This is a genomic window from Azospirillum brasilense (genome assembly GCF_008365405.1).
GTDB classification, from domain to species: Bacteria; Pseudomonadota; Alphaproteobacteria; order Azospirillales; family Azospirillaceae; genus Azospirillum; species Azospirillum brasilense_D.
Genome location: NZ_QOKV01000008.1, coordinates 76,720 through 93,912, shown reverse-complemented (window position 1 = coordinate 93,912; position 17,193 = coordinate 76,720). Strand labels below are relative to the sequence as shown.

General features: G+C 67.9%; 16 protein-coding genes. 5 read left to right on the top strand and 11 right to left on the bottom strand.

All coding sequences use genetic code 11. From position 1 onward, the window contains the following. Positions 1-5: 5 nt before the first annotated feature. Positions 6-713: a YggS family pyridoxal phosphate-dependent enzyme gene (locus tag DS837_RS14570; RefSeq protein WP_149165417.1), complete on the bottom strand. Its 708-nt coding sequence runs from the start codon at positions 711-713 to the stop codon at positions 6-8. 99 nt (positions 714-812) lie between these two features. Between DS837_RS14570 and DS837_RS14565 the strand changes: the two genes are divergently transcribed. Further along, positions 813-1,334: a hypothetical protein gene (locus tag DS837_RS14565; protein ID WP_149165416.1), complete on the top strand. Its 522-nt coding sequence runs from the start codon at positions 813-815 to the stop codon at positions 1,332-1,334. Positions 1,335-1,407: 73 nt separating this feature from the next. On the opposite strand, the gene DS837_RS14560 is transcribed toward DS837_RS14565, so the two are convergent. After that, positions 1,408-2,565, bottom strand: coding sequence for a porin (locus DS837_RS14560; RefSeq protein WP_149165415.1), 1,158 nt, complete (start codon positions 2,563-2,565; stop codon positions 1,408-1,410). Between the two features lie 386 nt (positions 2,566-2,951). Beyond that, complete coding sequence (locus tag DS837_RS14555; protein ID WP_149165414.1) at positions 2,952-4,124, bottom strand: porin; 1,173 nt, start codon at positions 4,122-4,124, stop codon at positions 2,952-2,954. Between the two features lie 343 nt (positions 4,125-4,467). Between DS837_RS14555 and DS837_RS14550 the strand changes: the two genes are divergently transcribed. From DS837_RS14550 to holA, 4 genes are all read left to right on the top strand, one after another. Continuing rightward, positions 4,468-5,007, top strand: a complete 540-nt coding sequence (locus DS837_RS14550; protein ID WP_038531557.1) for a DUF3576 domain-containing protein — start codon at positions 4,468-4,470, stop codon at positions 5,005-5,007. 130 nt (positions 5,008-5,137) lie between these two features. After that, on the top strand, positions 5,138-7,708 hold the full coding sequence (gene leuS, locus DS837_RS14545; protein ID WP_149165413.1) for a leucine--tRNA ligase: 2,571 nt from the start codon (positions 5,138-5,140) through the stop codon (positions 7,706-7,708). 70 nt (positions 7,709-7,778) lie between these two features. Further along, complete coding sequence (lptE, locus tag DS837_RS14540) at positions 7,779-8,261, top strand: LPS assembly lipoprotein LptE (protein WP_247889933.1); 483 nt, start codon at positions 7,779-7,781, stop codon at positions 8,259-8,261. Between the two features lie 48 nt (positions 8,262-8,309). Then, positions 8,310-9,332, top strand: a complete 1,023-nt coding sequence (holA, locus tag DS837_RS14535; protein ID WP_149165411.1) for a DNA polymerase III subunit delta — start codon at positions 8,310-8,312, stop codon at positions 9,330-9,332. Positions 9,333-9,338: 6 nt separating this feature from the next. On the opposite strand, the gene DS837_RS14530 is transcribed toward holA, so the two are convergent. The 8 genes from DS837_RS14530 to DS837_RS14495 all read right to left on the bottom strand — a co-directional run bounded on the left by DS837_RS14530 (position 9,339) and on the right by DS837_RS14495 (position 17,153). Further along, a complete protein-coding gene (locus DS837_RS14530; RefSeq protein WP_149165410.1) occupies positions 9,339-10,718 on the bottom strand; it encodes an esterase-like activity of phytase family protein in 1,380 nt (459 codons plus the stop codon). Positions 10,719-10,832: 114 nt separating this feature from the next. Further along, on the bottom strand, positions 10,833-11,744 hold the full coding sequence (locus DS837_RS14525) for a ParB/RepB/Spo0J family partition protein (RefSeq protein ID WP_211102230.1): 912 nt from the start codon (positions 11,742-11,744) through the stop codon (positions 10,833-10,835). After that, positions 11,744-12,538, bottom strand: coding sequence for a ParA family protein (locus DS837_RS14520; protein WP_149165535.1), 795 nt, complete (start codon positions 12,536-12,538; stop codon positions 11,744-11,746). Before DS837_RS14520 ends, DS837_RS14525 begins: the two co-directional genes overlap by 1 nt. Positions 12,539-12,587: 49 nt before the next feature. Continuing rightward, positions 12,588-13,202 carry a 16S rRNA (guanine(527)-N(7))-methyltransferase RsmG gene (rsmG, locus tag DS837_RS14515; protein ID WP_149165408.1) on the bottom strand — a complete coding sequence of 205 codons (615 nt, stop codon included), beginning with the start codon at positions 13,200-13,202 and terminating at the stop codon, positions 12,588-12,590. Then, a complete protein-coding gene (gene mnmG, locus DS837_RS14510) occupies positions 13,202-15,070 on the bottom strand; it encodes a tRNA uridine-5-carboxymethylaminomethyl(34) synthesis enzyme MnmG (protein WP_149165407.1) in 1,869 nt (622 codons plus the stop codon). Before mnmG ends, rsmG begins: the two co-directional genes overlap by 1 nt. Before the next feature lie 109 nt (positions 15,071-15,179). Next, positions 15,180-16,511 carry a tRNA uridine-5-carboxymethylaminomethyl(34) synthesis GTPase MnmE gene (gene mnmE / locus DS837_RS14505; protein WP_149165534.1) on the bottom strand — a complete coding sequence of 444 codons (1,332 nt, stop codon included), beginning with the start codon at positions 16,509-16,511 and terminating at the stop codon, positions 15,180-15,182. Between the two features lie 34 nt (positions 16,512-16,545). After that, complete coding sequence (locus tag DS837_RS14500; RefSeq protein WP_149165406.1) at positions 16,546-16,905, bottom strand: (2Fe-2S) ferredoxin domain-containing protein; 360 nt, start codon at positions 16,903-16,905, stop codon at positions 16,546-16,548. After that, positions 16,902-17,153, bottom strand: coding sequence for a DUF6489 family protein (locus tag DS837_RS14495; protein WP_014238933.1), 252 nt, complete (start codon positions 17,151-17,153; stop codon positions 16,902-16,904). The genes DS837_RS14500 and DS837_RS14495 overlap by 4 nt, the downstream gene beginning before the upstream one ends. Between the last annotated feature and the right edge of the window lie 40 nt (positions 17,154-17,193).

Sequence of the window (17,193 nt, the reverse complement as noted above, 5' to 3'; positions counted from 1 at the left end):
AAGCTCTAACCGGCGGCGGGGGTGGGGCGCGCTCCGAAGATCGCCGTGCCGACCCGCACATGGGTGGCGCCGAAGCGGATCGCCGTTTCGTAATCGCCGCTCATCCCCATGCTGACCTCGGGCAGGCCGGCGCGGCGCGCCATGTCGGCGAGCAGGGCGAAATGCATCGCCGGCTCCTCGTCCACCGGCGGGATGCACATCAGGCCGGTCACCGGCAGGTTCCAGCTGTCACGGCAGGCGGCCAGGAACGCGTCCAGCTCCGCCGGGGAAATGCCGGCCTTCTGCGGCTCCTCGCCGGTGTTGACCTCGATCAGGCAGCGCGGGCGGCGCCCGCTGCGCGCCATCTCCTCGGCCAGGGCCTCGGCCAGCTTGGGCCGGTCCACCGTCTGGATCACGTCGAACAGGGCCACCGCGTCCTTGACCTTGTTGGTCTGGAGCGGGCCGATCAGGTGCAGTTCCAGGTCCGGGAAGCGCTCGCGCAACGCGGGGAACTTCGCCTTGGCTTCCTGCACGCGGTTCTCGCCGAAGACGCGCTGGCCGGCGGCCAGGGCCTCCTCCACCGCCTCGACCGGGTGGGTCTTGGAGACGGCGACCAGGGTTACCGCGCCGGCAGCGCGCCCGCCGGCGGCGCAGCCGTCCTGGATGGAGCGGCGGACGGACTCCAGCCGGGCCGTGACGGTGCCGTCTGGTGTATCGGTGTGCGAAGCGGACATGCCGGCCCTCCCCCTTTTATGGCGCCTGCCTGTACAGGGACCGGAGGGCGTGGTAACGGACGGGCCGACGAAACGCAAGCACCCCGAGGAGAACACGGCATGCGTGGTTGGATGCGTCCCCTGATCCTGTCGGCGCTGATTCTGGGGGCCGCGCCGTTCACGGCCGGCAGCGCCCTTGCCCAGAACACCGGGAACCAGAATGGCGGCAAGCCCGCCGCCGGCAAGGAGGCTCCGAAGACGGTGGCGGGGTCGGCCATCGCTCAGGTGCCCTTCGCCGAACATCCCTTCCCCTTGCAGGACGACGGCACCTACAAGGAGTTCATGGGCGCGGCGGCCGCCGACATCAACCGGCGATGCACCAAGCTGGAAAGCTATGGCTGGGAGTTCAAGAAGGACGACGCCGCCCGCCGCGACCAAATCCTGGAATCCACGCTGGGCGGCTTCCGCAAGGCCGGCTGGAAGATGGGGGAGGTGAAGGTCCGGACGATCCGCGATCCGGGGACCACCGCCTATACGGCGGAGAAGGCCAAGCAGCGCCTGCTGGCCATCTGGACTCCGATGGAGGACGCGGCGATCCTGCTGCTCTGCGAGACCGAAGCGGCGCAAGCCACTAAGAAGTAAGGAACGGCGCCAAAGGAAAACGGCGGCGGATGGGCATCCGCCGCCGTTTCCGTCAGAGCTGCCGCAAGGCCGATCAGAAGGCCAGACGGGTGTCGATCATGATGATGTGCGCGCGGTCGTCGGGGCTGATCCCGCCGTTGTCCAGCGTCGTCATCTCCGAGTCGAGGTCGAGGTAGCTGTACTCCAGGCCCGTGGTCAGGCCGGGCGCGATGGTGTAGGTCACGCCGGCCTGATACAGCTCGGCCTTGACCGGGGCCACGAACCCGGTGTTCGGGCTGGTGCCGTTGGACTTCGACTGCGAGTAGTTGGCTGCCAGGATGAACGGACCGGTGGCGTACTGGGCGCCGACGATCCAGATGTCCTGCTTCTCCTTCACGGTCAGCGACTTGTCGTAGCCGCTCTCGCCGCTGTAGGCGTAGCTGCCGCCGACCTTGAAGTCGCCGAAGCCGACGTTCAGGCCGACATGGTAGGAGTTGAGCTCTTCGAAGCGGGTGGCGCCGGCGCCGGTGCCGTCATCGACCGCATCGCCGAACTGGTAGAAGGCGCTGGCCCCGATGGTGAAGCCGCCGAACTCGTTGGTGTAGGTGCCGCCGACCTCGACGACGTCCTGGAAGCCGCCATTGTCCTGGCGGCGGTTGATCGAGGTGTGCGAGTCGCCCGTGCGCGGCGTGTAGGAGACGCCGCCCTGGATGCCCGCGAAGGTCGGGGTCAGGTAGATGACCTTGGTGCCGACGTCACCCGACGCGAAGGCGCGGAAGTTGTTGGTGGTGGTCGGCAGCAGCGAATAGGTCTGCGAGCCGCCCAGGAACTCCACCGTGTTGTTGTCCGGACCGCCGGCGATGCCTTCGACGTTCGGGCCGATGATGCCGAACTCGTCCGACAGGCCGTTGATCGTGCCGGCCTGCAGGGTGCCGAAGCCGCTGTTGACGAAGATGAACGCGCGGTCGGCGTCCATGGTGCGGACGTTGCCGGCGCCGTTGGCGGCGCGCATGCGGACGCGGCCGCCGTATTCCAGGCCGTTGTCGGCCGTGGCGACCGGGGTGACGGTCACGCGGAAGCGGTTGGCGAACTCCGTGGAGCGGGTGCCTTCGTCACGGTCCTGCTCGACATAGGCGCCCTGGAAGAAAGCGTCGCCGCCGATCTTGACCTCGAACTTGGTCTGGGCGGAAGCCATGCCGCTGCAGGTGATGATCGCGATGGCTGCGCAGCCCGTAACAAGAGAACGCTTCATTGATGGTCCATCCTTCTGGCAGGCCCCCAAGGAGACTGGAGCCGTGCGGTTGTGCTTCCCACCAACTACTAAGCCACCCGTTCGTTTACCCGGCAAGGGTGATTCGACGGGGTAAGCGGTTCAACTGTAACACAGTTGCCATTCCGACACAGGTATAAGTGTTTGAAGGCTAATGGATTTTCCCGTATGCCGTAAATATAGCACATTTCATGGCGAGATTTTGGGCGCCATGAACAAACTTTGCGCACCAAAACGCGCCATGGCGGACGGTGGACCGAAGGCAAAAGACGCAAGGAAAAGACGCAGAGTGACGGCAAGGAGGATGCACAAAGAAAAAGGGCGGTGGCCGAAGCCACCGCCCTTTTCCATCCACGGGTGACCGCAGATTAGAACGCCAGGACCGTGCGGAGCAGGACGACGTGACCGTCGTTGTCCAGGTCCACAGCGGCCGTGCTCAGGTCGCTGTCGGCCTTGAAGTAGTCGTACTGAGCCTGCAGGGTCAGGCCCGGAGCGACGGTGTAACCGGCGCCGATCTCGTAGACCTCGAGCGAGCGATCGCCAGCGGTGTAGAGGCTGCCGGCGTCCTTGCCGTTCTTGTAGTTGGCGCCGACGACGATCGGGCCGGCGGTGTACTGAGCGCCGACAACCCAGATGCGGCTCTTCTCGTTGTCCGAGGTCGCGGTCTGGATCTGGCCCGACTCACCGAAGTCGGTGTACGAACCGCCGAGCGAGAAGCCGGCGTAGCCAACCTGGGCACCGACCTGCCAGGCGTTCAGGTCCTCGACGCTGGCGCCGACCGAGGTCGTGCCGGCGGCGCTGCCCCAGTAGTAACCGGCGCTCGCCTTCACAGCGACACCACCGAAGGTGTTGCTGTAGTTGGCACCGACTTCGACCAGATCCTCGAACGTGGTCGAGAAGCCGCGGCCAGAAGCGGCGACCGGGGTCAGGTCGGCGCGGTTGACCGAGGCGTGCGAGTCGTCGTTGCGGGGGGTGTAGCTGCCGCCCACCTGCAGGCCGGCGAAGCGCGGCGAGAAGTACACGATCTTGGTCGCGTTGTTCTCGACGACCAGCGACTGGTTCAGGATCGAGCCGTTCAGACCGCCCAGGCCGCCGGCGATGTCCGAGGTCTGGCTGATCCAGGAGGTGACGCCGTCATAGATGGCCAGCGGCAGGTAGTCCTGCGGGGCCGTGACGTAGGTGGCGTCGTTGAAGGAGTTGGTCACGCCCATCTGGACCTGACCGAAGGCGCCCTGCGCGAAGATGTAGCCGCGGTCGGCGTCCATCGTGCGGTTGTTGCTGGCGCCCGAGTTGGCGCGCATACGGATGCGGCCGCCGTACTCCAGGCCGTTGTCGGCCTTGGCGGTCGGGGTCACGATGACGCGGAAGCGGTTGCGGAAGTCAACCGAACGGGCGCCCTGGTCGCGGTCTTCGTTGACGTAGCCGCCTTCGAAGTAGGCGTCGCCGCCGACCTTGACTTCAAACTTGGCCTGAGCGTTGGCAGCGCCGGCACCCAGAGCCAGAGCGGCAGCGGCGCAGCCCGCGAGCAGATAACGGTTCATGATTGTTGCCTCCATCCTGGCAGCAGAATTTTCAGCCCGGTTAACGTCCTGGCTGGCTCTGTGGTACGCAGATGCGGGGACGCCAGCAAGCCGGAAATCGAAAAGTTGCAGCAATGAAGGAACAGTGTGTCCGACGGAACACACCTTGATTGTGCGCCGTCGTTGGAATTCCGCCGCCCGCGCCATCCCGTCCGCAGGGCTCCGGCATCGCCCCGGACACAGCAAAGGCACAGGCTGCGCCCCGCATCGGCTGTTGCCGCGGGCGGGCTTTTATGGTCTTTTCACCGGCATCCGCCGCGGTATCGTGCGCGGTACCCCGAATTTATTGATCCAGGTTCCGACCATGCGCCGTTCCCGTGTCCTTCGCCTTGCCCCCGTCGTGCTCGCGGCGTCGCTCGCCGTGGCCGGTTGCTCCAGCTGGGGCGGCCAGACGGAAACCGTCGATGAGCAGATCAAGAAGGAATACAAGTTCGGCAGCCTTCTCGGCACCGACGGCGGCTTCAGCCTGTTCGGCAAGAACAAGCGCAACGGCGCCGAGCAGGGCGACCCGAACGGGATCGGCGTCAACAGCTTCCTGTGGCGCGCCTCGCTGGACACGCTGTCCTTCATGCCGATCGTCTCCGCCGATCCGTTCGGCGGAGTCATCCTGACCGATTGGTACACGCCGCCGGACACCCCGAACGAGCGCTTCAAGGTCAACCTGTACATCATGGACCGCCAGCTCCGCGCCGACGGCGTGCGGGTGTCGGTGTTCAAGCAGCAGCGGGCCGGGTCGGACTGGCGCGACAGCGCGGTCGGGCCGGAGACGGCGTCGACGCTGGAGGACGCGGTGCTGACCCGCGCCCGCCAGATCCGCGTCGCCCAACAGGCCGCGGCGCGCTGAACACGGGCACCGATCAGCCAAGCAGGGGCCGGGCGGGGCAGGGCGCGGACATCGGTCCGCCGCCTGTTACTCCGCCAGCGGCGCCTTATCTATCAAGACCCACGAAATTCACGGAACGGCGTCTGCGGTCATGTCGCGTTACAATGTCAAGGAAACCGAAGCGAAGTGGCAGGGCGAGTGGGAGCGGCAGGGCTGCTTCACCGCGCGCGAGGACGCTTCCCGTGAGAAGTATTACGTGCTGGAGATGTTCCCCTACCCGTCGGGGCGCATCCACATGGGGCATGTCCGCAACTACACCATCGGCGATGTGATCGCGCGGTACAAGCGCGCCCGCGGCTTCAACGTGCTGCACCCGATGGGCTGGGACGCCTTCGGCCTGCCGGCGGAGAACGCCGCGCTCGAGAAGAAGACCCACCCGGCCAAATGGACGCGCGAGAACATCGCGGCCATGCGCGCCCAGCTGAAGACGATGGGCCTGTCCATCGACTGGGACCGCGAGATCGCCACCTGCGACGTGGAGTATTACCGCCACGAGCAGAAGATGTTCCTGGATTTCCTCAAGGAAGGCCTGGCCTACCGCAAGGAGTCCTGGGTCAACTGGGACCCGGTCGACAACACGGTCCTCGCCAACGAGCAGGTGATCGACGGCCGCGGCTGGCGCACCGGAGCGCTGGTGGAGAAGCGCAAGCTGTCGCAGTGGTTCCTCAAGATCACCGCCTACGCCGACGAACTGCTGAAGGGGCTGGACACGCTGGACCGCTGGCCGGAGCGCGTGCGCCTGATGCAGGAGAACTGGATCGGCAAGTCCACCGGCGTGCGCTTCCGCTTCGACCTCGTCGGGCGGGCGGACACGCTGGAGGTCTTCACGACCCGGCCCGACACGCTGTTCGGCGCCTCCTTCGCGGCGATCTCCGCCAACCACCCGCTGGCCGCCGAGCTGGCCGCCGGCAACCCCGCGCTGGCCGAGTTCATCGCCGAGTGCAACCGTCTGGGCACCAGCGAGGAGGCGATCGAGACCGCCGAGAAGCGCGGTTTCGACACCGGGCTGAAGGTGGCGCATCCCTTCGACCCGTCCTGGGAACTGCCGGTCTACGTCGCCAACTTCGTGCTGATGGACTACGGCACGGGCGCCATCTTCGGCTGCCCGGCCCATGACCAGCGCGACCTGGACTTCGCCCGCAAGTACGGCCTGCCGGTCACGCCGGTGGTCGTCCCGGCGGACGCCGATCCCGCCGCCTTCGCGGTTGGCGACGAGGCCTACACCGGCCCCGGCCTGCTGCGCAATTCCCGCTTCCTCGACGGGCTGGAGGTCGAGCCGGCCAAGCAGGAGGTCGGCAGGAGGCTGGAGGAGCAGGGGCAGGGCGAGCGCACCACCCAGTACCGTCTGCGCGACTGGGGCGTCTCCCGCCAGCGTTACTGGGGCTGCCCGATCCCGGTCATCCACTGCGAAAGCTGCGGCATCGTCCCGGTGCCCGAGCGGGATCTGCCGGTCGTCCTTCCGGACGACGTGACCTTCGACAAGCCCGGCAACCCGCTCGACCATCACCCGACCTGGAAGCACACGAGCTGCCCGAGCTGCGGCAAGCCGGCGGTGCGCGAGACCGACACCTTCGACACCTTTATCGAGTCGAGCTGGTATTTCGCCCGCTTCTGCTCGCCCAAGGCCGAGGACGTCGCCTTCACGCGCGAGGCGGTGGACTACTGGCTGGCGGTCGACCAGTACATCGGCGGCATCGAGCATGCCGTGCTGCACCTGCTCTACTCCCGTTTCTGGACGCGGGCGATGAAGCAGTGCGGCTACCTGAACGTGGAGGAGCCCTTCGCCGGCCTCTTCACCCAGGGCATGGTCAACCACGAGACCTACAAGGACGCCGGCACCGGCGCCTGGCTGGCCCCGACCGACATCCGCAAGAACGATCTGGGCGACTACATCCGCAACGACGACGGTGGCCCCGTGACGGTCGGCCGTGTCGAGAAGATGTCGAAGTCCAAGAAGAACGTGGTGGACCCGGCGCACATCATCGGCACTTACGGCGCCGACGCCGCCCGCCTGTTCATGCTGTCCGACAGCCCGCCGGAACGCGACCTGGAATGGACCGAAGCCGGCATCGACGGCGCCTGGCGCTACATCAACCGCCTGTGGCGGATGGTGACGGAATCGCCGGTGGCACTGCCGCCCGCCGGCGCGCCGAAGCCGGACGCCCTCGGCGCCAAGGCCGAAGCCACCCGCCGGATGGTCCACAAGGCCATCGCCGGCATCTCGGAAGACCTGGAGAAGTTCCGCTTCAACAAGGCGGTCGCCCGTGTGCGCGAGCTGTCCAACGCCCTGGGCGAGCTGGACGGCACGGGCGAGGGCGAAGCCTGGGTGCTGCGTGAAGGCTTCGAGGCCACCGTGCGCCTGATCGCCCCGATGATGCCCCATCTGGCCGAGGAGCTGTGGGCGCAGCTCGGCCACGCCACACTGCTGGTGAACCAGCCCTGGCCGCAGGCCGACGCCGCCCTGGTGGTCGAGGATTCGGTCACCATGGCGGTCCAGGTCAACGGCAAGCTGCGCGCGACGCTGGAGTTGCCGCGGGACATGGCGAAGGACGCCGCGGAGCAGGCCGCCCTGGCCGATCCGAACGTCCAGCGCGCCCTGGAGGGCAAGCCGGTGCGCAAGGTCATCGTCGTCCCGAACCGGGTGATCAATGTCGTCGTCTGAACTTCATAACGACCCTGGCGGCCATAACGGCAGAGCCGGCGTCCGGCGGCGGGGGCTTCTGGCCCTCGCCGTGCTCGCGCCGGCGGTGCTCGCCACGGCGGCCTGCGGTTTCCAGCCCATGTATGGAAATCTCGGGGCGAACAGCATCGGCACCGCCGAGCTTCAGCAGGTGGACATCGGGCTCATCCCGGACCGCTATGGCCAGAAGCTGCGCAATCTCCTGATCGACCGCTTCTACGTCGACGGCCGCCCCGCTGCCCCGCTCTACCGGCTGCAGACCACGCTGACCGCGTCGGAGCAAAAGCTGTCCCTTCAGAAGGACGCGACCGCCACCCGCGCCCAGCTCGTCGTGAACGCTCCCTACCAGCTCATCGACGCGGCAACGGGAAAGATCCTGTTCAAGGCCAACGCGCGGTCCTTCATCAGCTACAACGTGCTGGAGCAGCAGTACGGCGCCCTGGCCACCGTCGAGAACGCCTACGACCGCGCGATTCTGGAAATCTCCAACGAGATCACCACCCGCGTGGCCGCCGAACTCGGCCGCAAGACCTGATCCGCACTGAGTAACGGAGGCCGTTCCTCCGCCACCGACGGTGACTTCGTGAAGCTGCAAGCCCGGGCGATCGACGGCTTCCTGCGCAGCCCCGATCCCAAGATCCGCGCGGTCCTGCTCTACGGCCCGGACACCGGTCTGGTGCGCGACCGCGCCATGGGGCTGGGCCGCACCGTGGTCGCCGACCTGTCCGACCCCTTCCGCGTGACCGAGCTGCTGGGCCGCGCCGTCGCCGACGACCCGGCGCGCCTGGCCGACGAGGCGGCCGCCCTGTCCTTCACCGGCGGGCGCCGCCTGATCCGCGTGCGCGAGGCGGAGGACAACGCCGCCACCGCCTTCACCGCCTTCCTGGCTGCACTTCCGCCCGGCGACAGCCTCGTCATCGTCGAAGCCGGCGATCTCGGCAACCGGTCGAAGCTGCGCACCCTGTTCGAGGGGGCGGACGGCGCCGTCGCCATTCCCTGTTATGTGGAGGAGGAGGCCGCGCTTGGCCGGGTCATCGCCGACATCCTGCACGGCCACGGCCTGACCGCCGACCCCGACGCCTTGTCCTTCCTCGCCGGCAATCTCGTCGGCGACCGCATGGTGGCGCGCGGCGAGATGGAGAAGCTGGCGCTCTACATGGGCACCGAGACGCGCGTCCGGCTGGAGGACGCCCAGGCCTGCGTCGGCGACAGCGCGGCCCTGTCGCTCGACGAGCCGATCTGGGCGGCGGCGGAGGGCGACTTCGCGACGCTCGACCGCTCGCTGGCCCGTCTGTTCGCCGAGGGCATGTCCCCGGTGCCGATCCTGCGCGCCGCTCAGCGCCATTTCCAGCGCCTCCAACTGGTCGCCGGGCAGGTGGCGGCGGGCAAGTCGGCGGACGCCGCGGTGGAGGCGCTGCGCCCGCCGGTGTTCTTCAAGATGAAGCCGCGGCTGACCGGTCAGGCCCGCCGCTGGCCGGCGCCGCTGGTCCGGCAGGCGCTGGAGCGGCTGGTCGAGGCCGAGGCGGACTGCAAGCGCACCAACATGCCCGACCAGACGCTCTGCGCCCGCGTCCTCTTCCAGCTCGCCTCGCTGGCGCGGCGCTGACCTTTCCTACTTCGCGGCCAGGAACTGCGGCACGCGCAGCAGGATCAGCTCGTTGTGGTCCTGTTTGCCCAGCGCGCGGCCGGACGAGTAGGGCAGGTTGTTGTCGTTGCCGACGACGATGTGCTCCGCGTCCACCACGTCGACGTTCTCGATGGTCACGAAGGGGAAGGTGAACTTGCCCTTATCGCCGCCGAGCTGGGTGACGCCCTTCGGATCGTCGATGTCCATCAGATCGACATAGCCCACTTTCTTCACAAAGCCCTCGGCGTCGGCCTGGGCAAAGTCGATTTTGTAGACCCGCTTGAACCGGGCCGGAACGTTGAAGCAATCCGGGGTGGGTTGGCTGGTGCAGCCCTGGGCCGGGTTCCCCTCGCCGTTGTCGCGCTCGATGATCAGGCCGGTGGTGGCGTCGATCATGTTGAAGTCGCCGATGTTGTTGCCGTTGGCCTCCAGAAGGTACTTGACGCTGCGGCCCGTGAAGTCGCCCTTGGCGACGTCGAATTCGGCGATGCGCAGATACTCCCGCCCGTCCTTGGTCTCCCAGGCGCCAACCGTCCCAATCTGGGCGTTGAACAGCGGCCCTTCGAACAGCGGATAGAGGAACCGGCCGTCCTTCGACGCGGCCATGCCCTCGAAACCGCGCGAGCGGCGCACCTCGAAGCCGACGGCGCCCGGCACCGCCGGGGTGGACACCGCGTAATGGTCGGGGGAGCGCACGGGCTTGCCGTCCACCATGCTCTCGTGCAGGGACAGCAGTTTGCCGGTCCGGTCGGTCACCAGGATGTAGGGGCCGAACTCATCGCCGAAATACATCCGGTCGCCGATGATCTGCACGCTCTCGACGTCGAAGTCGGCGCCGGTCAGGTAGCGTTCCTTGGTCGCCTCGGTGACGATGGGGAAGGGCACCTTGCGGTCGGGATCGCGCAGGAACAGCGTCTCGGCCACCGCCGCCTTGCCGGTCTTCCAGTCGATGGTCAGCCGGTGCACCGTCAGCATGGCGTCGGCGGAGTTGCCCTTGCTGCCGAAGCCGTTGTCGGTCAGCACCAGGAAGCTGCCGTCGCCCAGCGCCTTGATGCCGGAAAAACCCTGGACTGGCTGGCCTTCGAAGGGCAGCGCCATGCCGGTGCCGCGCGGCGCGCCCGGCGCCGACAGGAAGGACGTGCCGTCGATGCTGCGGGGCTGGTCGACGCGCTTGCGGTCGGCGGCGGTGAACTTGCCGGAGGTGCGGAAGAGGTCCGGCGCTTCGGCGGGCGGGGCGATGAAGGTGGCGGCGTCGATGACGCCGTGGCCGGCCAGTTCCGCCGGGAATTTCTGGTCCGCAAGCGCCGGACCGGCGAGCAGGGCCGCGGTGAGGCCGGCAAGGCACAGGCCGTGGATGGGCTTCATAGATCTCCCCCTCTGTGTCGGCTCCGGCCGCGTCGCTGCGGCCGGACGACCCTGTTTAGGGGGAGTTCATGTTAGTGCCGTTTCACTAAAGTGACAGTTTGGTTCCGCGACGTCCTACTCACCACCGAGGCGCCGCAGCACGTCGTCGAGCTGGTCCAGCGTCTGGTAATGGATGGTGATGGAGCCGCCCTTGCCTTGGGGCGTGATGGCAACCTTCAGCCCGATGCGGGCCGAGATCTCCTCCTCCAGATTCACCAGATCGACGTCCTTGAGCGTCGGGTCGGTGGCGGCACCGCCGCGTCCGCCGGTCTTCTTGGCCTTGACCGGCGCACTGCCACGCATCAGGTCCTCGGTCTGGCGGACATTCAGCCCACGCTTGACCACCTCGCGCGCCACCGACACCGGATCGGAGGAGGTGAGCAACGCGCGGGCGTGACCGGCGCTGAGCGCCCCGTCCTGCACCATGCCCTTGACCGGGTCGGGCAGGGCGAGCAGACGCATCATGTTGGCGACGTGGCTGCGGCTCTTGCCGACCGAGCGCGCCAGATCCTCCTGCGTGTGCTCGAACTCCTCCATCAGCCGCTTGTAGCCCTCGGCCTCTTCGAGCGGCGTCAGGTCCTGGCGCTGGATGTTCTCGATCAGCGCGATTTCCAGCGCTTCACGGTCCGACAGCTCGCGGATGACGACCGGCACCTCATGCAGGCCGGCGATCTGCGCGGCCCGCCAGCGGCGCTCGCCGGCAATCAGCTCATAGGAGTTGGTCGTCTCCGAATCGCGGCGGACGAGCAGGGGCTGGAGGATGCCCTTGTCGCGGATCGACTCGACCAGACCCTGCAGCGCCTCGTCGTCGAAGGTGCGGCGCGGCTGGTACTTGCCGGGATGGATGAACTCGATGGGCACCTGCTTGGACTGGCGCACCTTGTCGAGCGCGGAATAATCCTCCGCCGCCTCGCCGAACAGGGCGGACAGACCGCGGCCCAGGCTGGCGCGGCGGGCACCGCCGTCCGAACGTTTGGTATCCTCCATCACGCGCTCAGCCTCTTCTCACGGCGCAGCACCTCGCCCGCCAGATGGATGTATGCCTGCGACCCGGGGCAGCGCATGTCGTAGATCAGCACCGGCTTGCCGTGGGACGGCGCCTCCGACACCTTCACGTTCCGCGGGATGACGGTGTCGTAGACCTTCTCGCCGAAGAAGCCGCGCACGTCGGCGGCCACCATGTCGGACAGGTTGTTGCGCTTGTCGAACATGGTCAGCACGACGCCGTGGATGTCGAGTTCGGGGTTGAAGGCGCGCTTCACCCGCTCGATGGTTCGGACGAGATGGCTGAGCCCCTCCAGCGCGTAGAACTCGCACTGCAGCGGCACCATCACGGCGTGGGAGGCGACCAGCGCGTTCAGCGTCAGCAGGCCGAGCGCCGGCGGGCAGTCGATCAGCACGTAGTCGTATTCCAGCGCGCTCTTGTCCACCGCCTCGCGCAGCCGGAACTCGCGCCGCTCGGAGGTGACCAGCTCGACCTCGGCACCGGACAGATCGACGGAGGAGGTGATGATCGACAGGTTCGGCACCGTCGACACCGTGGCGGCGTCCTCCAGCGGCATGCCGTCGAAGAGCACGTCGTAGATGCCGACGCGGCGTTCGGCGCGTGGGATGCCGAGGCCGGTGGAGGCATTGCCCTGGGGATCGAGATCGATCACCAGGACGCGCTTGCCGATGGCGGCCAGAGCGGTTGCCAGATTGATGGTGGTCGTGGTTTTGCCCACGCCGCCTTTCTGGTTGGCAATCGATATGACTCGCGCGGAAGGAAAGGCGGAGGGCATGTCAGCCTCGCGGGAAGCGTCGGAGCGGGAATGCATCAGGGTCGCGGTCTTAGACACGGGCGATACCACTCACACGCAGGATGGTTCCGGTGGGGTCGGTGCGGCTGTCGAAGCGCTCGGTCCGCATCTTCCAATATTTGGTGGTATCGGTCAATTCGTCCGCCACATTTTGGCCCTTGGGAAACAGTGCCGCACCCCGGTCCTGAAGGAAGGGATGGGCCCAGGTCAGCAGGTCGTTCAGCGGCGCCAGGGCGCGGGCCGTCACCACGTCGGCGGCGATCGGCGGCACCGCCTCGATCCGCTTGTTGTGCACGGTGACCGACGCTCCGGCGACACGGGCGGCCTCGCGCAGGAAGGCGCATTTGCGGGAGTCGCTCTCCACCAGATGTACCTCCGGCACGCCCATGATGGCGAGGACCAAGCCGGGGAAGCCGGCGCCGCTGCCGAGATCAACCAGCACCCGAGTCCCTTCGGGCAGCAGCGGATAGAGCTGGGCGGAGTCGAGAAAATGCCGGCGCCAGGCGTCGGGCAGGGTGGAGGGGCCGACGAGATTGATCTTCGGCTGCCACTTGCGCAGCGTCGCCTCGTATGCGGCGAGGCGGTCCAGCGTTTCACGTGAAACACCGGTCTCCGCCTGGAAGGCCGCGGCATCGAACAGGCTCATCAGACGGCCACCTTCACGTCGCGCCGTTTCACGTGGCGGAGCAGGGCAACCAGCGCCGCCGGGGTCATGCCGGGAATGCGGGCCGCTGCCCCCAAGGTCGCCGGACGGGCCTGCCGCAGCTTCTGCCGAATCTCCGCCGACAGGCTGCCGATGGTGTCGGGATCGAGATCGTCGGGAAGCGCCAACGCCTCGTCCTTGCGGAAGGCTCGAATGTCGGCCTCCTGCCGGTCGAGATAGCCGGCGTATTTCCCGTCGATCTCCAACTGCTCGGCGACATCGCCGGGGATCGCCGCCAGTTCCGGCCACAGTCGGGCCAGGGTGGCAAGGTCGAGGTCGGGATAGCGCAGCAGATCGGCGGCGGTCCGCCGCACACCGTCCTGGTTGACCGCGATGCCCTGCCGCTGCAGTTCCGCGGGGGTGGCCTGGAGCGCGCGCACCAGCGTGCGACCGGCGGACAGCGCCTCGGCCTTCGCCGTGAAGGCATCGCGCCGCGCCGACCCGACACAGCCAATGGCCAGCCCCTTCGGCGTCAGCCGCTGGTCGGCGTTGTCGGCGCGCAGGATCAACCGATACTCGGCGCGCGAGGTGAACATCCGGTAGGGCTCGTTGGTCCCTCGGGTGATCAGGTCGTCGACCAGAACCCCGATGTAGGCGTCGGCGCGGTCGAGGACAAAGCCCTCCGCCGAACCGCCGGCCAGCAGAGCGGCGTTGATGCCGGCCATCAGCCCCTGCGCCGCCGCCTCCTCATAGCCGGTGGTGCCGTTGATCTGGCCGGCGAAGAACAGGCCGGGGGTCCGGCGGGTCTCCAGCGTCGGCTTCAGCTCCCGCGGGTCCACGAAGTCGTATTCGATGGCGTAGCCGGGGCGGATCATCACTGCCCGCTCCAGCCCCGGCATCGCCTTCAGGAAGCCGAGCTGAACGTCGCGGGGCAGGGAGGTCGAAATGCCGTTCGGGTAGACCGTGTCGTCGTCCAGCCCCTCCGGCTCCAGGAAGATCTGGTGGCGCTCCTTGTCGGCGAAGCGGACCACCTTGTCCTCGATGGACGGGCAATAGCGTGGGCCGGTGCTCTGGATCTGGCCGGAATACATCGGCGCGCGGTGGAGGTTGCCGCGGATCAGCGCGTGCATCTCCGGCGTCGTCCAGGTGATCGCGCAGTCGATCTGCGGCGTGTCGATGCGGTCGGTCAGGTAGGAAAAGGGCGGGGGTGGCGTGTCGCCCGGCTGTTTCTCAAGCGCGGCCCAGTCGATGGTCTTGCCGTCGAGCCGCGGCGGCGTGCCGGTCTTCAGGCGACCGAGCGGGAAGCCGAGACGCGCCAGCGTGTCGGACAGGCCGATGGACGGCGCCTCGCCGACGCGACCCGCCGGGGTGGTTTCCTCGCCGATGTGGATCAGGCCGCGCAGGAAGGTGCCGGTGGTCACCACCACGCATCCCGCAGCGAGGATCTCTCCGGAGCCGGTGACCACGCCCGTGACGCGCCCATCCTCGCCGATGGTCAGGTCCTCGGCGCCGCCGGCCTCGATGGACAGGTTCGGCTGTTCGGCGAGGATCGCCTGCACCGCCTGCCGGTAGAGCTTGCGGTCGGCCTGGGCGCGCGGGCCGCGAACGGCCGGTCCCTTGCTGCGGTTGAGGATGCGGAACTGGATGCCGCCGCGGTCGATGGCGCGGGCCATGACGCCGTCGAGCGCATCGATCTCGCGCACCAGATGGCCTTTCGCCAACCCGCCGATGGCCGGGTTGCAGGACATCTCGCCGATGGTGTCCAGCTTATGGGTGAGCAGCAGGGTGCGCGCACCCATGCGCGCCGCGGCGGCGGCAGCCTCGCAACCGGCGTGGCCTCCGCCGACAACAATGACGTCGAACGTTCGCATGGCCGGACCATAGCCGAGTCAGCGTCGGACGCCAAGTGCGGCGACGCCGCAAAGCCCGTGTTTCACGTGAAACAGAGCGTCGCAACGCGTTTGTCACGCCACCCCCGGCTCACTTGCCGATGCAGAAATCCCGGAAGATCACGTCCAGCAGGTCTTCGACATCGACACGCCCGGTGATGCGGCCGAGAGCGCGGCTCGCCAGACGCACATCCTCGGCCATCAGCTCCGGCAGGGGGGCGGTTAGGGCGCGGCGCAGGGCATCGCGGCACTCCTCCAAGGCGGAGCGGTGGCGGGCACGGGTGAGGGCCGGGGCACCGCTGCCCGCCAGCCGATCGGCGGTAAACGCCGTCAAACGCCGTTCCAGCTCCGGCAGGCCGGCGCCGGTCCGGGCCGAGACCGCGACCGCCTCCCAGCCGCCGACGGTTGGCACCGCGGCATCGACGACGTCCGTCTTGTTCAGGACGACCACCGTGTCCTTGTCGAGCAGGGCGACGGTCGCCGGGTCGAGTGTGGGTAGGGCGGTGGCATCGAACACGGCAACCTTCACGTCGGCGCGGGCGGCGCGGTCGAGCGCGCGGCGAATGCCTTCCTCTTCCACCTCGTCGGCGGCGGCCTCGCGCAGGCCCGCCGTGTCGGCCAGCACCACCGGGTAGCCACCGAGGTCGAGATGAACCTCGATCACGTCGCGTGTGGTGCCGGCGCGGGCCGAGACAATGGCGGCCTCGCGGCGGGCGAGGGCGTTCAGCAGGCTCGACTTGCCGGCGTTGGGAGCGCCGACGATGGCAATGTGCAGACCTTCGCGCAACCGCTCACCCCGGCCGCGGTCGTCCAGATGGGCGTCGATCTCGGCGGCCAAAGCGTCCAACACAGGGCGGGCGGCATCCGACACGCCGGATGGTAAATCCTCATCGGGGAAGTCGATGTCGGCTTCGATGTGGGCGAGTGACCGGGTCAGCCGATCGCGCCAGCCGTCGTAGAGTTTGCCGAGCGCGCCTTCCATCTGGCGTAAGGCCTGACGGCGCTGGGCGGAGGTCTCAGCGTCCACGAGGTCGGCGACCGCCTCGGCCTCGGTCAGGTCGAGCTTGCCGTTCTCGAAGGCGCGGCGGGTGAACTCACCGGGTTCGGCGACGCGCAGGCCGGGCCGGGCGGACAGCGCCTCCACCACGCCGGCCACCACGGCGCGCCCGCCATGCAGGTGCAGCTCGACCACATCCTCGCCGGTGAAGCTGCGGGGAGCGGTGAAGCGCAGGACCAGGGCATCGTCCAGCGCCTCCCCGGTCTTGGGATCGCGCAGCCGGACCAGGGTGGCCATGCGGGGTTCGGGCAGCGGCTTGCCGGTCAGGGCGGCGAGCGCGTCGCCGGAAGCCGGACCCGAAACGCGAACCACCGCCACACCGGCGCGGCCGGGGGCGGTGGCGAGGGCGAAGATGGTCGGGATCATCGTGCCGAATATCATCGTGCCGGTTCCGGAACGATCAGCCAACCTGTTCCGGCAGCAGTTCTTTTTGTTCCGGCTTCAGCATGAGCCGCTCCACACGCCCACCAGCGATCAGGTGCGTCTCCAGGATTGCGTCCACGTCGGCGAAGGATTGGTAGGTGTACCAGACGCCCTCCGGGTAGACGACCAGCACCGGACCCAGCTCGCAGCGGTCCAGGCAACCGGCGGCGTTGATGCGTACCCGGCCGTCCAGACCCAGCTCACGGGCACGCGCCTTCATGTAGTCGCGGAGCTTCTCGGAACCCCGGGCGGCGCAGGAGCCGCGCTTGTGTCCGTCGGGGCGGCGGTTGGTGCAGGAGAAAACATGGGCTTCGAAGTACGGCTTCGGATCGGTCACTTGCGTCCATCCTGTCCCATGGCGGCGGCCATCTGGGACCAAAACATTTTCTGAAGCTGCTCCATGCCCTGAATCCCCGCCGGCAGCCACGTCTTCATCATCGTCTCGGGGTCCATGGCGAGCAGGGAAGCCTGCATGCGATCCTGGATCTCCTGCATCATGGCGTCCTGCATGGGCTTCACGTCGGGAAGGCCCAGGAAATGGCGCGCCTCTTCCGGTGTGCAGTCGATGTCGATGGTGATCTTCATGGCCCCATTCCCTTGGAAGGCGCGCGGTGCGCGGGAAATT